At 69.4% G+C, this 13,250-nt stretch carries 10 protein-coding genes; 6 read left to right on the top strand and 4 right to left on the bottom strand.

Going from position 1 to position 13,250, the window contains the following annotated elements; genetic code table 11:
* Positions 1-112 precede the first annotated feature (112 nt).
* The 3 genes from ACM14_RS03310 to ACM14_RS03300 form a co-directional block, all read right to left on the bottom strand.
* Positions 113-1,936 (bottom strand): dipeptidase, encoded by a 1,824-nt coding sequence (locus ACM14_RS03310; RefSeq protein ID WP_065345324.1) that lies wholly within the window; start codon positions 1,934-1,936, stop codon positions 113-115.
* A gap of 122 nt (positions 1,937-2,058) precedes the next feature.
* Positions 2,059-2,529 carry a D-aminoacyl-tRNA deacylase gene (dtd, locus tag ACM14_RS03305; protein WP_012203138.1) on the bottom strand — a complete coding sequence of 157 codons (471 nt, stop codon included), beginning with the start codon at positions 2,527-2,529 and terminating at the stop codon, positions 2,059-2,061.
* Complete coding sequence (locus ACM14_RS03300; RefSeq protein ID WP_065345323.1) at positions 2,526-3,512, bottom strand: cation diffusion facilitator family transporter; 987 nt, start codon at positions 3,510-3,512, stop codon at positions 2,526-2,528. Before ACM14_RS03300 ends, dtd begins: the two co-directional genes overlap by 4 nt.
* A 73-nt stretch (positions 3,513-3,585) precedes the next feature.
* On the opposite strand from ACM14_RS03300, the gene ACM14_RS03295 reads away from it, so the two are divergent.
* From ACM14_RS03295 to ACM14_RS03270, 6 genes are all read left to right on the top strand, one after another.
* Positions 3,586-5,151 carry a sensor histidine kinase gene (locus ACM14_RS03295; RefSeq protein ID WP_065345322.1) on the top strand — a complete coding sequence of 522 codons (1,566 nt, stop codon included), beginning with the start codon at positions 3,586-3,588 and terminating at the stop codon, positions 5,149-5,151.
* A complete protein-coding gene (locus ACM14_RS03290) occupies positions 5,148-5,789 on the top strand; it encodes a response regulator transcription factor (protein WP_065345396.1) in 642 nt (213 codons plus the stop codon). The genes ACM14_RS03295 and ACM14_RS03290 overlap by 4 nt, the downstream gene beginning before the upstream one ends.
* Before the next feature lie 160 nt (positions 5,790-5,949).
* Positions 5,950-6,453: a heme-binding protein gene (locus tag ACM14_RS03285; RefSeq protein ID WP_013804315.1), complete on the top strand. Its 504-nt coding sequence runs from the start codon at positions 5,950-5,952 to the stop codon at positions 6,451-6,453.
* A gap of 172 nt (positions 6,454-6,625) precedes the next feature.
* Positions 6,626-8,704, top strand: coding sequence for a bifunctional diguanylate cyclase/phosphodiesterase (locus tag ACM14_RS03280; protein WP_034390137.1), 2,079 nt, complete (start codon positions 6,626-6,628; stop codon positions 8,702-8,704).
* A 3-nt stretch (positions 8,705-8,707) separates the two neighbouring features.
* Entirely contained in the window at positions 8,708-10,204 is a 1,497-nt protein-coding gene (locus tag ACM14_RS03275) for an AMP nucleosidase (RefSeq protein ID WP_012203132.1), read from the top strand.
* Positions 10,205-10,266: 62 nt separating this feature from the next.
* Positions 10,267-11,535, top strand: coding sequence for a GGDEF domain-containing protein (locus ACM14_RS03270; protein ID WP_034390134.1), 1,269 nt, complete (start codon positions 10,267-10,269; stop codon positions 11,533-11,535).
* On the opposite strand, the gene ACM14_RS03265 is transcribed toward ACM14_RS03270, so the two are convergent.
* Entirely contained in the window at positions 11,532-13,124 is a 1,593-nt protein-coding gene (locus tag ACM14_RS03265; RefSeq protein ID WP_065345321.1) for a GMC family oxidoreductase, read from the bottom strand. The genes ACM14_RS03270 and ACM14_RS03265 overlap by 4 nt on opposite strands.
* Positions 13,125-13,250 lie beyond the last annotated feature (126 nt).

Raw genomic sequence — 13,250 nt, 5'->3', positions numbered from 1 at the left:
AGCCTCCCGCAGGCAGTTGTATCAAATTGCCAATCCCCTTCAATGGCTTGTCCCAGGAATAAAAAGGCGCCTTGCTTCCACAAGGCGCCTTTCTTTACATCCCAGTGAATGATCACTGCATCTGCTTCAGATTCCCGATGCGCACCAGCATTTCTGTGAACATCTGCATGTCGGCGCGCAGGTCGGGCAGTTCCTTGTATTCGAGCGCGTTGTGCGCCGTGTACTTCTTGCCGGGCATGGCAGGGCCGAAGTTGATGGCGTTGGGCATGAGCTTGGCCGTGGTGCTGCCGGCCGTGGGCACGGGCTTGGCGTCCAGGCCCGTGGTGTCGCCGAAGATGTTGAGCAGGGTGGACAGCCAGGCCCCCTTGGGGTCGCGCGCCATCCAGTTGCCCTGGGTGTATTGCAGGGTCAAGGGGACCTTGGCGGCCGCGCTCCAGCGGGTGATGCGTTGCTCGACTTCGGCGCGCAGTTGCTCGGGCGTCTTGCCGCGCGGCATGCGCACGTTGGTGGTGACTTCCAGCTTGCCGTCTGCCGCCTTGATGAGGTTGGGCGACAGGGTCAGCGGGCCCATGAAGTCGTCGGCATAGGCAACGCCCAGTTGCTTGCCGAAGTAGTCGAGGCCGAAGGCGCCGTTGATGTAGCGCAGGGCGTTGCTGTAGGCATTGGGCTGGACCAGGGCCACGCCATCGGTGGGCATGAGCACCTGCTGCAGGAACAGCGTCAGGCGCGGCACGGGGTTGACGCCTTCCTCGGGGCGCGAGCCGTGGGCCGAGGTGCCCGTGACCTTGACGGTGGCTGCGGTGCCGCTGCGCTGGATGTCGATGGTGAACGGCCCGCCCTGCCCTGCATAGCTCGTGGTGAAGTCACCCTTGGCCGCCTGCAGGCGCGCGGCGATGGCGGCAATGGCGGCTTCGTCGCTGGCCGTGATGGTGGCGGTGGCGGTCTGGGCAATGGCGTTGGCCGAGGCGGCGCCGGCCATGGCGGTGATGGCCGGGCGGGCGGGGTCGATCTTCACGTCATCGAACACGGCCTTGAGCGCGCCCGAGCCCTTTTCCGCGACGACGGCGGGGTACTTGCTGTCCAGCACGATGTTGTAGGCAGGCAGCGTGGTCTTGCCCTGGTAGTACTTCATGGCGTCGCCGCCGGTTTCCTCGGTGGTCTCGATCATGAGGCGTATTCCCCGCGACAGGGGCAGGCCGCTGTCTTTGACGGCCTTCATGGCGAACAGCACGGTGGCGATGGAGCCCTTGTCGTCGATGGTGCCGCGCCCGTAGATCCGATCAGGCATGGGTGGGACAAGCACCGGGGGATGGCTCATCAGGGTGAGCCCGCTGTTGCCGGGCACAAAGGTAACCTCGAATGGGTTGATTTGCTTGCCGTCCAGCACCCATTCGGCGGCCACGGCAGGTACGACGTCGGCATGGGTGAGGATGCCGAATTCATCGGTGCCCGCGTTCACTGCGTTCGCAGGCAGGGTGACCTCGAAGATGCGGTTGTCCACGTTGCGGTACTGCAGGCCGAAATCCCTGGCCATCTGCTGCACCAGTTCGCCGAAGGCCAGGATGGCCGGGCTTTCGTGCGGCGGCACCTTGGGGTCGCGCACCGTGGGCAGGGCGACCATGCGCTCGATGCTGGCCAGCACGGCCTGCTCCTGCGTCAGCCGCGTGTACAGGCCCAGCAGGCGGGCGATGTGGTCGAGGTCCTCCCCCGCAAGCGCCTGGCCTGCCGCATGTCGCTGCACGGCCTGGGCGATGGCAGGCTGCGCGGCCGCAGCCTGCTTCAGGAAGCTGGCGAAGTCGGTGGGTGCCGGCTGCGCCTGGGCCAGCGCGTCCAGCGCGGGCTTCCTGAGGGTGTCGGCGCCGGCCGCGCCGCTCCACGCCAGGGCCATGCTCATGGCAAGGGCCAGGGTGGAGGCTTTGAACGGATGGTTCTTCATGGTCGTCGGTCTGTCGATGAATGCTGAGGCCGCAAGAATACGGGCTTTGCGGGGCTTTTCCGGCCAGGACGTGCTCGCAGATCGCGCCAGAATCCGCCCCAGAACAGCAGGTCTGCGGCGCGCTATGCCGCGGTGGCCGGAGCTATCGACAGCGGAATGGTCACGGGCCCGTCGTTGAGCAGGTGCACCTGCATGTCGGCCCCGAAGCGGCCCGTGGCGACTTCCGGGTGCAGGGCGCGCGCCCGCTGGACGATGTAGTCGTACAGGCGCTCGCCCTCGGCCGGTGGCGCGGCGCGCGTGAAGCTGGGGCGGTTGCCGCCGCCGGTGTCGGCCGCCAGCGTGAACTGGCTGACGATGAGCAGGCCGCCGCAGGCGCCCTGCCCGTCCAGGTCCTGCACGCTGCGGTTCATCTTGCCCGCGTCGTCGGCAAAGATGCGCAGCTTGAGCATCTTGGCCAGCAGCTTGTCGGCTTCGGCCTCGGTGTCGCCGCGCTCGGCGCAGACCAGGGCCAGCAGGCCGGGGCCTATGCTGCCGGCGACCTGGCCGTCGATTTCCACGCGGGCCTGTTTCACGCGCTGCAGGATGCTGATCATTGTTCGGTGTTCTTGTCGGTGGATGGGGAAGGAGTGTCCGCCTGGCCTGCCGCCTCGATGGCGGCTTCCATGGCGGTCTGCATGCCCAGGGGCAGCAGCTCGATGCGCGCATACAGGCCGGGCACGGCCTGCAGCAGTTCGGCCTCGATCTCGGTGCGCAGCCGCGCGGCGCGGGCCACGCTCCAGTCGCCGGGCACATGCATGTGCAGGTCGGCAAAGCTGCGCTCGCCGGCACGCCGGCTGGAGATGTTGTCAAAGACCACGCCCTGCTCGCGGTGCGCATGGCGGTCCAGCACGGTGTCGATGCGCAGGCGCTCGGGCGCGTCCAGCGCCTGGTCCATCAGGCCCTGGGACGACTGCCAGACCAGTTGCGCGCCCTGCACGCAGATGTTGAGCGCCACGCCTATGGCCACGGCCGCATCCAGCCACAGCCAGCCCGTGAGCGATGCGCCGATCAGGCCGATGACGACGCCGGCCGAGGTCCAGACATCGGTGAGCAGGTGGCGGGCATCTCCCTCCAGCGCCATGGAGCGGTGCTGGCGCGCCGAGCGCAGCATGGCCACGGCCAGCAGCCCGTTGAGGGCCGAGCTGACCACGGACAGCGCCAGGCCCCAGCCCAGCTGCTCCAGCGGCTGCGGGTTCCACAGCCGCGCCAGCGCCGCCCAGGCGATGGCCAGGCTGGCGCCGATGACCAGGATGCCCTCGAAGCCCGCAGAGAAGTACTCGGCCTTGTGGTGGCCATAGGGATGATCGGTGTCGGCCGGCCGCTTGGCGATGGTGACCATGGTCAGCGCGAACACGGCACCGGCCAGGTTGACGAAGGATTCGAGCGCGTCCGACAGCAGGCCCACCGAGCCCGTGAGCCACCAGGCCAGGGTCTTGAGCACGATGGTCAGCAGCGCCACAACGACCGAGATGCGCAGCAGGCTGTGCGGCGCCATCCAGTCGGGTGCGTTGGCGGTAGATGGAGTGGACTCGGCCATGCTGCGCTGCGATAGGTGGGGGTGCTGCGGATTAGACCACTGCCTGCGCGGGCCTCATGCCAGAATCCGCGCCATGGATGGATGGCAGCGATCAGCGGGGTGGGTGCTGGCCTGGGCCGTGGCCGCAGGCTGCGGCGCGGCCTGGCTGGCGCATGGGCGCCTGCAGTCGCTGCGCGAGGTCTTCGATACCGATGCCCGCATTGCCCACCGGCTGCTGAGCCAGCGCATGGTGCAGCACGATGCCATCCTGGGCACGCTGGCGCTGCTGCAGCCGCGTCAGCCCGCGCCCGACCAGGCCTCATGGAAGCAGTTGCCGCGCCTGTATCCGCAGGTGTTGGATGTGGCGCGCCGCTCGGCCGCCGCAGGCGAGTCCTGGCCCGCGCCCTGGCCGCACGGCATGGCCGAGGCCGAGCGCCGCTCCCAGGCCAGCGGCCATGCCGAACTGGCCCTGGCCGATCTGGCCCGGGGCCGCCTGTACCTGGTGCAGGCCGGGCTGCCGGCCAGCTATGCATTGCTGCTGGACCTGCGCGCCACCATTCCCGCCGACGAATGGCCCATGCCACCGGCCACCAGTCCGGTGCGCGCCTGGCTGGCCCTGGGCGGGCAGGAATTCCTGATCCAGCCAGGCAGCACCGGCTCGCCAGGCTGGAACACATGGTCCTGGGAGGTGAGCAAGACCCTGGCCTCACCCAGCCAGCCGCTGGTGCTGTACCTGCGCCAGCCGCTGGACGCCTCGGTGCTGCCCTGGACGGCCATGCTGGGCTGGGCCCTGGGCTGTGCGCTGGCCGTGGCAGCGCTGCGCGCCCTGCTGCGCCAGCGCGTGGCCCGCCGCCGCGCCGAGCAGTTGCTGCAGCTGGGCCAGGTGGCGCGGCTCAATACGCTGGGCGAACTGGCCGCCGGCATGGCGCATGAGCTGAACCAGCCGCTGACGGCCGTGCTGTCCAACAGCCAGGCCGCGCGCCGCCTGCTGGCCGAGGACCCGCCCGAGATGGACGCCGCCCGCCAGGCCATGACGCAGGCGGCCGAGCAGGCCAAGCGTGCGTCCGCCGTGGTAGGCCGGCTGCGCCGCCTGGTGGAGCAACCGGGGCTTGCGCCCCAGGCCGAGCCGCTGGATCTGAACCAGGCCGTTGCCGAAGCGCTTTATCTGCTGGAGCCCGAGCTGCGGCGCCGCCAGGTCCAGGTCAAGGTGCAGATGAAAGTGCAGGCCGCCGATCTGCCCGCCGCCCAGGCCGACCCCGTGGCCGTGCAGCAGATACTGCACAACCTGCTGGTCAATGCGCTGCAGGCCATGCAAGAGCAGCCGCCCGCAACACGCCATCTGCGGGTGGAGCTGGAACGACGCGACACCCGCCTGCTGGTGGCGGTGCAGGACAGCGGACCCGGCGTGGCGCCCGAGATGCGCCAGCGCCTGTTCACCCCGTTTGCCACGGGCCGCGCCCAGGGGCTGGGCCTGGGCCTGACGTTGAGCCAGAGCCTGGCCGAATCCATGGGCGGCAGCCTGGAGCTGGCCGCCTCGGGACCGGGCAGCGGAGCCCGCTTCGAGCTGCTGCTGCCTGCTGCGTGCGCCAGTGCATGCGCCAATGCATCCACGGCACGCGCCGCCCCCACCGCATCCACACCACCACCACCGAACCCATGACTGCCGCGCCTGCCCAAGACCTGTCCCCGCTGATCCATCTGGTCGATGACGACGAGGCCGTGCGCGACAGCCTGGCCCTGCTGATCGGCACCGTGGGCCTGCGCGTGAAGTGCTGGGCCGATCCGCTGGCCTTTCTCGAAGGGCTGGACCGCCAGGGCATAGGCGCCATCGTGATGGACGTGCGCATGCCCGGCATCGGCGGACTGGCCCTGCTGGGCCGGCTGGTGGAGCAGGGCGTGGACCAGCCCGTGATCATGCTCACCGGCCATGGCACGGTGGACATGTGCCGGCGCGCCTTCAAGGCCGGCGCGGCCGAGTTCCTGGAAAAGCCCGTGGACGACGAAGTGCTGATCGACGCGCTGCAAGGCGCAGTGCGCCAGCATGTGCAGTCGCGCGAACGCCAGCAGGCCGACCGCGATGCGCAGCAGCGCTTCGCCCAGCTCTCGGCACGCGAGCGCGAGGTGCTGGCGCTGATCGTGCAGGGCCTGACCAACAAGGAGATAGGCCGCAGCCTGGAGCTGTCGCCGCGCACGGTGGAAACGCACCGGGCCAACCTCTTCGCCAAGCTGGAGGCGCCCAGCCTGGCCCAGCTCATACGCCGCTACGCCAGCCTGGCGGACACGGCGGCAGGCGCCTGAAGCGCCACCTCCTCGCCCAGCAGCGCGCCTGGCTTCTCCGTATTTCTACGCAGCGCCGCGCGTAGCCGTCCGAATGGTGCGCGGCGGCGGCATTTTCTACAGTGCATGCATGCCGTCCGGGCTTGTGGCCCGGGCCGTACTGACCCCCAAGGAGAAGACCATGCAACGCCACGCCACCAAGCTCGCCACCCTCGCTGCCCTGACCCTGGGCCTGATCACCACCGCCGCCCAGGCCGAGGCCGTGCGCACGGAAAAGAACATGTCGCTGGAGCTGGCCAACCAGATCGCCGCACGCAGCGTGGCCGCCTGCGCCGCCGACGGCTATGCCGTCACCGCCACCGTGGTGGACCGTGCCGGCACCGTGCGCGCCGTGCAGCGCGCCGACAATGCCGGCCCCCACACGCTGGAGGCCAGCCGCCTGAAGGCCTACACGGCCGCATCAGCCAAGAACAGCACGCTGGCCATCATGGAAGGCGCGCAGAAGAACCCCGGCGCCGCCAACCTGGTGAACATTCCCGGCTACCTGCTGCTGGGCGGTGGCCTGCCGGTGAAGGTGGGCAACGAGGTGATCGGCGCCGTGGGCATCGGCGGCGCGCCCGGCGGCCATCTGGACGACAAGTGCGCCCAGACTGCACTGGGCCAGGTGCAGGACCTGCTCAAGTAAAGAAGCCGCGCCGCACGTGATGCGGCGCTGCAAAAAAAAGACAGGCCGCCATGGCGGCCCCCGATGCCCGACAGCCGCACGCGCTCCCACGCGTCAGCGGCCGCTCACCCTCGCACAAGAGCGCTATCAAAATCTCGGCGATTCCGCTATAAATCCCCAGCGAGGGGGACGCATGCCAGAGAACATCGATGCGCAAGACACGGGGCCCGACGATGCGCTGTTGCGGCTGATAGCAGATACGGCTCCGGCCATGCTGGCCTACTTCGATGCGCGCACGCTGCGCTGCCGCTTCGCCAACATCAACTACGCACGCAATTTCGGATTGACGCCCGCCGAGGCGGTCGGCAAGACCGTGCGCGAGATCGTGGGCGAAGCCGTGTGGCAGCTCATCGCCGAGCATGTGGAGCGCGGCCTGCGCGGCGAACATGTGCGCTACGAGCGCGAGGTACCCCAGCCGGATGGCCCGCCTCGCCATATCGAATCGCTGCTGATGCCGCACTTCGAGCACGGGCAGCTGCAGGGCGCCGTGGTGCAGATCACCGACGTGAGCCACCACCACCATGTGGCGCAGAAGGTGCGCGACAGCGAAGAGCGCATGCGCAAGTTCACCGAGGTCACGACCGAGGCCATCGTCATGCACCGCGATGGCCTGATCATCGACGGCAACGAGGCCCTGTCCCGCCTGGCCGGCTACACGCTGGACGAGCTGACCGGCCGCCCCATCCTCGACTACATCTGCCCCGAATTCCGCCTCTACGCACTGCAGTACATGCGCAGCGGCCGCGAGGACCGCTTCGACGGCGCCATCCAGCACAAGGACGGCCACCGCATCCCCGTGGAGATCGAGGCCAAGACCATGCCGGCCGAGGGCGGGCCCTACCGCATCGTGCTGGTGCGCGACATCACGCTGCGCCAGCTGGCTCAGGAGCGCATGGACTTCCTGGCCCAGCACGACCAGCTGACCCAGTTGCCCAACCGGGTGCGCCTGATCCAGATGCTGCGCCAGGCGCTGTCGCTGGCCTCGGTCAAGCAGCGCACGCTGGCCGTGCTCCTCATCGACCTGGACCATTTCAAGACCATCAACGACTCGCTGGGCCACCAGGCCGGCGACCTGCTGCTGTGCGAGGTCGCCCAGCGCCTGCGCGGCAGCGTGCGCGCCCATGATCTGGTGGCGCGCGTGGGCGGCGACGAATTCGTGGTCGTGCTCACCGATGATCCCGATCCGCAGGAAACCGAGACACAGGCCAGCCACCTGCAGCGCATCATCGAGGCGCCCTGCGCCATCGATGGCACGCCGCTGGTGATCTCGCCGTGCATGGGCATCGCCATGTACCCCGGCGACGGGAAAAACGCCGAAGAGCTGCTCAACCGCGCCGAAAGCGCCATGCACATGGCCAAGGACAGCGGCCGGCGCAACCTGCAGTTCTATGCACCCGCCCAGGACGGCCAGGCCACCCAGGCCCAGATGCTGATGCAGGAGCAGCAGCTGCGCGGCGCGCTGGAGCGCGGCGAGTTCGAGCTGTACTACCAGCCCCAGACCTTCACGGCCGATGGCCGGCTGGCCGGCTTCGAGGCCCTGGTGCGCTGGCGCCACCCGCAGCGCGGCCTGGTCCTGCCCGGCGAGTTCATCGGCTTTGCCGAGGCACGCGGCCTGATCTCGGCCATAGACCACTGGGTGCTGCGCGAGGCCTGCCGCCAGGCGCGCCAGTGGCAGGACGAGGGCCTGGCGCCGGTGCCGCTGTCCGTGAACCTCTCGGCGTTGGAATTCCGCCAGCGCGACATGGCGCGCGAGGTGGCACAGGTGCTGGAGGAAACGGGGCTGGAGGCGCGCTGGCTGCACATCGAGCTGACCGAGTCCACGCTGATGCACACCAGCGGGCAGGTGCAGGACACCTTGCAGGCGCTGCAGGCCCTGGGCGTGGGCCTGGCCATCGACGACTTCGGCACCGGCTACTCCTCGCTGGCCTACCTGCGCCGCCACCCGATCAACCAGCTCAAGATAGACCGCTCCTTCATCGCCGACGTCCCCGATAGCGAGGACGACACGGCCATCGTCACCGCCATCGTGCAGATGGGCCACAGCCTGCACCTGGACATCGTGGCGGAAGGCGTGGAAACACCTGCCCAATTGGCGCTTTTGCGCGAGCTGGGCTGCGGCATGATGCAGGGATACCTTGTGGCGCCACCCCTGCCGGCCGAGAGGGCGCGCGCCTGGCAATTGCACAACAGTCATCCAGTCCAACGACAATAGCCCATGGTTTTGCTTCACAACCCCTCGCAGGCCTCCAGGGCCGCAGCCACCTTGCACACCGACCCCCAGCGGGCCCTGGAGCACGTACAGCAGATCTACCGGGAGCAGATAGAGCACCTTCGCTCGAACATGCAGCGCTTCGTCTCCGGCGAAACCCCGGCCGCTCCCGTCCACGCCTACTACCCCTTCGTTCGCATGCACACGAGCACCGTGGCGCGCGCCGACACGCAGCTGGCCTACGGCTTCGTCGAGGGTCCGGGCACGCACGAGGCCACGCTCACGCGGCCCGACCTGTTCTCGCGCTACTACGCCGAGCAGTTCCGCCTGCTGATCAAGAGCCACGGCGTGCCGCTGGAGGTGGGCCTGAGCGACAAGCCCATTCCCATCCACTTCTCGTTCGCCGAGAACGACCACATCGAGGGAACGCTCACGCGCGAGCGGCGCCAGCTGATGCGCGATGTGTTCGACCTGCCCGACCTCGAAGCCATGGACGACGGCATTGCCAACGGCACCTGGCGCCCGCATCCCGGCGAGGCCCTGCCGCTGTCCCTGTTCACCGCCCCGCGCGTGGACTACTCGCTGCACCGCCTGCGCCACTACACGGGCACCCAGCCCGAGTGGTTCCAGAACTTCGTGCTGTTCACCAACTACCAGTTCTACATCGACGAATTCATCCGCCTGGGCCACGCCGAGATGGCCCGGGAAGACAGCGAATACGTGGCCTTCATCGAGCCCGGCAACGTGGTCACGCGCCGCACCGGCCTGCCGGCCCAGCCCAATGACGAGCTGGGCACGCCGCCGCCGCGCCTGCCGCAGATGCCGGCCTACCACCTGGTGCGCGCCGACCACAGCGGCATCACCATGGTCAACATCGGCGTGGGCCCGGCCAATGCCAAGACCATCACCGACCACATTGCCGTGCTGCGCCCGCATGCCTGGATGATGCTGGGCCACTGCGCGGGCCTGCGCAACAGCCAGCAACTGGGCGACTACGTGCTGGCCCACGCCTATGTGCGCGAGGACCATGTGCTGGACGAGGAGCTGCCGCTGTGGGTGCCCATTCCCGCGCTGGCCGAAATCCAGCTGGCACTGCAGCAGGCCGTGGCCGACGTCACGCAGATGGACGGGCCCGACCTCAAGCGCATCATGCGCACCGGCACCGTGGCCAGCACCGACAATCGCAACTGGGAGCTGCTGCCCAACAACCTGCCCCAGCTGCGTTTCAGCCAGAGCCGCGCCGTGGCGCTGGACATGGAAAGCGCCACCATCGCGGCCAACGGCTTCCGCTTCCGCGTGCCCTATGGAACGCTGCTGTGCGTGTCCGACAAGCCGCTGCACGGCGAGATCAAGCTGCCCGGCATGGCCAACCACTTCTACCGCGAGCGCGTGGACCAGCATCTGCGCATAGGCATGCGCGCCATCGACATCCTGCGCGAAGGCGGCACCCAGCGCCTGCACAGCCGCAAGCTGCGCAGCTTCGCGGAGGTGGCGTTCCAGTAGCGCCCCGCCACCGGCCACCTCCTGCCTCGGGCCACGCTTCGCACCGCCATCCAGGGACGCACATGCCATCCACGCTGCCCACCCTGGACTTTTTCTCCATGACCGCCGTCGTGGCCATCAACATGATGGCCATGTCGGCCGCCCTGCCGCTGGCCATGGGGCGGCGCGTCAGCGGTGCGGCGCGCCATGCGCAGCACTTCTTCCTGATGCAGGCCCTGGCCTGGACCCTCATCCTGATCGCCAGCCGCCTGCCCCACGGCCTGATGGGACGTGACCTGCTGTCGCTGGGCGCGGCGGCGTTGGCCGCCACCGCCCAGTGGCAGATGGCGCGCGCCCTGCGTGAATGGCTGGGGCCGCGCCCGATGCTGCTGGAGCGCGGCCTGATCGCGCTGTGCGTGCTGGGGCCGCTGGGCTTTGCGCTGCTGCTGCCCCAGGCGGCCCTGCGCACCGGCTGGTTCAGCGCCGTCCATGGCCTGTGCCTGATGGCGCTGGCCGGCCTGTGCCTGGACCCACAGCGGCCCGTGGCGCGCAGCTGGCGCTACCTGATGTGCGGCGTGGCCGCCTTCATGGGGCTGATGCTGTTCGTGCGCAGCTACCTGGCCCTGGCCACGCCCTTCCTGCCCAGCTTCACCGCAGACAGCGGCGCCAACCAGATCTTCGCCCTGCTGACCACGCTGAGCAGCACGCTGCTCATGGTGGCCGTGCTCGTGGCCTGGCGCGACGAGACCAGCCAGCAACTGCGCGACCTGGCCTTGCAGGACATGCTCACCGGGCTGCCCAACCGCCGCGCCCTGCTGGAGCGCGCACCCGCCATGCTGGCCCATGCCCAGCGCCACCGCCAGGCCCTGGCCCTGGTGATGCTGGACCTGGACCACTTCAAGCATGTCAACGACGAGCACGGCCACGCCGTGGGCGACCAGACGCTGTGCCTGTTCGCCCGCCTGCTGCAGCAGCAGCTGCGCAGCGACGAAATCGCCGCGCGCTGGGGCGGCGAGGAGTTCTGCCTGCTGCTCTACACCACGGACGACGGCGTGGACACCCTGTGCACCCGCCTGCAGTCCGCGCTGCTGCAGGCCTCGCGCAAGGTGCTGGGCTTCGAAGTGCGCTTCAGCGCCGGCTGCGCCCACGCACCCCAGGCCTGGAACGGCCTGTGCCTGGAACTGATGCTGGCCCCCGCAGACGCCGCCCTCTACGCCGCAAAGCGCCGCGGGCGCGACTGCTGGACGCAGGTGCGGCTGAGTCCGGTGGCCGCGTCCGAGGAGCAGGGGCCGCAGCCGTCGGCCTCCATCCCGGAGCAGGCCATGGCGCACGGGCGCACGCCAGGCACCTAGAGGGCTCCCCCGCGGATCATGTCCACCGCCTTCTCCGCAATCATCACCGTGGGCGCATTGGTGTTGCCGCTGACGATGCGCGGCATGACCGAGGCATCGACCACGCGCAGGCCCTTGATGCCGTAGACACGCAGCTGCGCATCGACCACGTCCATGGGCCCCGGCCCCATGCGGCAGCTGCCCACGGGGTGGTAGATGGTGTCGGCATGGCTGCGAATGAAGGCCTCGATGCCTGCATCGTCCTGCGCGCCGGCCGAGGCCGGCATCTCGCGCCCGCCCAGGGCCGCCAGCGCCGGCTGGGCCAGGATCTCGTGGGCGCGGCGCACGCCGTTCACCATGCGCCGCAGGTCCTGCGCGTCGGAGAAAAAGGCCGGGTCCACCAGCGGCAGGGCCAGCGGGTCGGCACTGGCAAGGCGCAGGCTGCCCCGGCTGGCCGGCTGCAGCACGCAGACATGCAGCGAATAGCCATGGCCCCAGACCGTCTTGCGCCCGTGGTCCACCAGCTTGGCGACAACGAAGTGCAGTTGCAGATCGGGCGCAGGCTCGCCAGGGCTGCTGCGGATGAAGCCGCCCGCCTCGGCAAAGTTGGTGGTCAGCATGCCGCGCCGCTGGCTGCGCCATTGGCCCACGGCGGCCAGCAATCTGCGCGCACCGCCCAGTGACAGGCCGAAGCTGTCGGTCAGCTGCGCGCCATCGACCACCAGCACCACATCCGGGTGGTCATGCAGATGGGCGCCCACGCCGGGCAGATGGTGGACCACATCGATTCCCAGCGAACGCAGGTGATCGCCCGGCCCCACGCCAGACAGCATCAGCAGCTGCGGCGACAGCAGTGCGCCGCCGCAAAGCAGCACCTCGCGCCGGCAGTGCAGTTGCTGCACCGTACCGCCCTGCAGGTACTCCACGCCCACGGCGCGCCGGCCCTCGAACAGAATGCGCAGCACCTGGGCACCCGTTTCCACACGCAGATTGGGCCTGGCACGGTGCGGCGCCAGATAGGCCTTGGCGACGTGGTGGCGCTCGCCGTTGCGCTGGGTGACCTGGTACAGCCCCACGCCCTCCTGCGCCTGGCCGTTGAAATCCGCGTTGTGCGCATGGCCGGCCTGCACGCCCGCCTGCACGAAGGCCCGGGACAGCGGGTTGGGATCGCGCAGGTCGGCCACGTTCAGCGGCCCGTCCGCGCCATGCCAGGCATCGGCGCCGCGTTCGTTGTGCTCGGCGCGCAGGAAATAGGGCAGCACCTCGCTCCAGCTCCAGCCCGGGTTGCCCTGGGCCGCCCAGTGGTCGTAGTCGGCCGGCTGGCCGCGCACATAGACCATGGCGTTGACCGCGCTGGAGCCGCCCAGCACCTTGCCCCGCGGCTGGTGGCCGCGCCGCCCGCCCAGGCCCGGCTGCGGCACGGTGGACAGGCCCCAGCTGTGGCGCCCGCCCTTGGCCATGGCGGCCATGCCCGCCGGACAGTGGATGAGCACGCTGGAGTCGGGGGGCCCGGCCTCCAGCAGCGCCACCTGCGTCTCGGCATCCTCGCTGAGCCGCCCGGCCAGCACCGAGCCCGCCGATCCCCCTCCGATCACGATGTAGTCCAGCATGTCTCCCCTCCCCTGCGGTGTAGCCATCCACTGTTGCAGTCGCCTGCGCGGCGCCGCAAGCCGGGGCAAACCCGGTGGATGCTCCGAATCCCGCTACGATCGCCGGATCGCATTCACGTTCGCATT

The organism is Delftia sp. JD2, from assembly GCF_001682645.1.
Classification (GTDB): Bacteria; Pseudomonadota; Gammaproteobacteria; order Burkholderiales; family Burkholderiaceae_C; genus Comamonas; species Comamonas acidovorans.
The sequence above is the reverse complement of the archived record's forward strand: the minus strand, read 5'-3'. Positions and strand labels throughout refer to the sequence as shown.

Excerpts from the sequence above, each read along its gene's own strand:
- ACM14_RS03310 (WP_065345324.1), bottom strand. The coding sequence starts at position 1,936 with ATGAAGAACCATCCGTTCAAAGCCTCCACCCTGGCCCTTGCCATGAGC.
- dtd (WP_012203138.1), bottom strand. The coding sequence starts at position 2,529 with ATGATCAGCATCCTGCAGCGCGTGAAACAGGCCCGCGTGGAAATCGAC.
- ACM14_RS03300 (WP_065345323.1), bottom strand. The coding sequence starts at position 3,512 with ATGGCCGAGTCCACTCCATCTACCGCCAACGCACCCGACTGGATGGCG.
- ACM14_RS03295 (WP_065345322.1), top strand. The coding sequence starts at position 3,586 with ATGGATGGATGGCAGCGATCAGCGGGGTGGGTGCTGGCCTGGGCCGTG.
- ACM14_RS03290 (WP_065345396.1), top strand. The coding sequence starts at position 5,148 with ATGACTGCCGCGCCTGCCCAAGACCTGTCCCCGCTGATCCATCTGGTC.
- ACM14_RS03285 (WP_013804315.1), top strand. The coding sequence starts at position 5,950 with ATGCAACGCCACGCCACCAAGCTCGCCACCCTCGCTGCCCTGACCCTG.
- ACM14_RS03280 (WP_034390137.1), top strand. The coding sequence starts at position 6,626 with ATGCCAGAGAACATCGATGCGCAAGACACGGGGCCCGACGATGCGCTG.
- ACM14_RS03275 (WP_012203132.1), top strand. The coding sequence starts at position 8,708 with ATGGTTTTGCTTCACAACCCCTCGCAGGCCTCCAGGGCCGCAGCCACC.
- ACM14_RS03270 (WP_034390134.1), top strand. The coding sequence starts at position 10,267 with ATGCCATCCACGCTGCCCACCCTGGACTTTTTCTCCATGACCGCCGTC.
- ACM14_RS03265 (WP_065345321.1), bottom strand. The coding sequence starts at position 13,124 with ATGCTGGACTACATCGTGATCGGAGGGGGATCGGCGGGCTCGGTGCTG.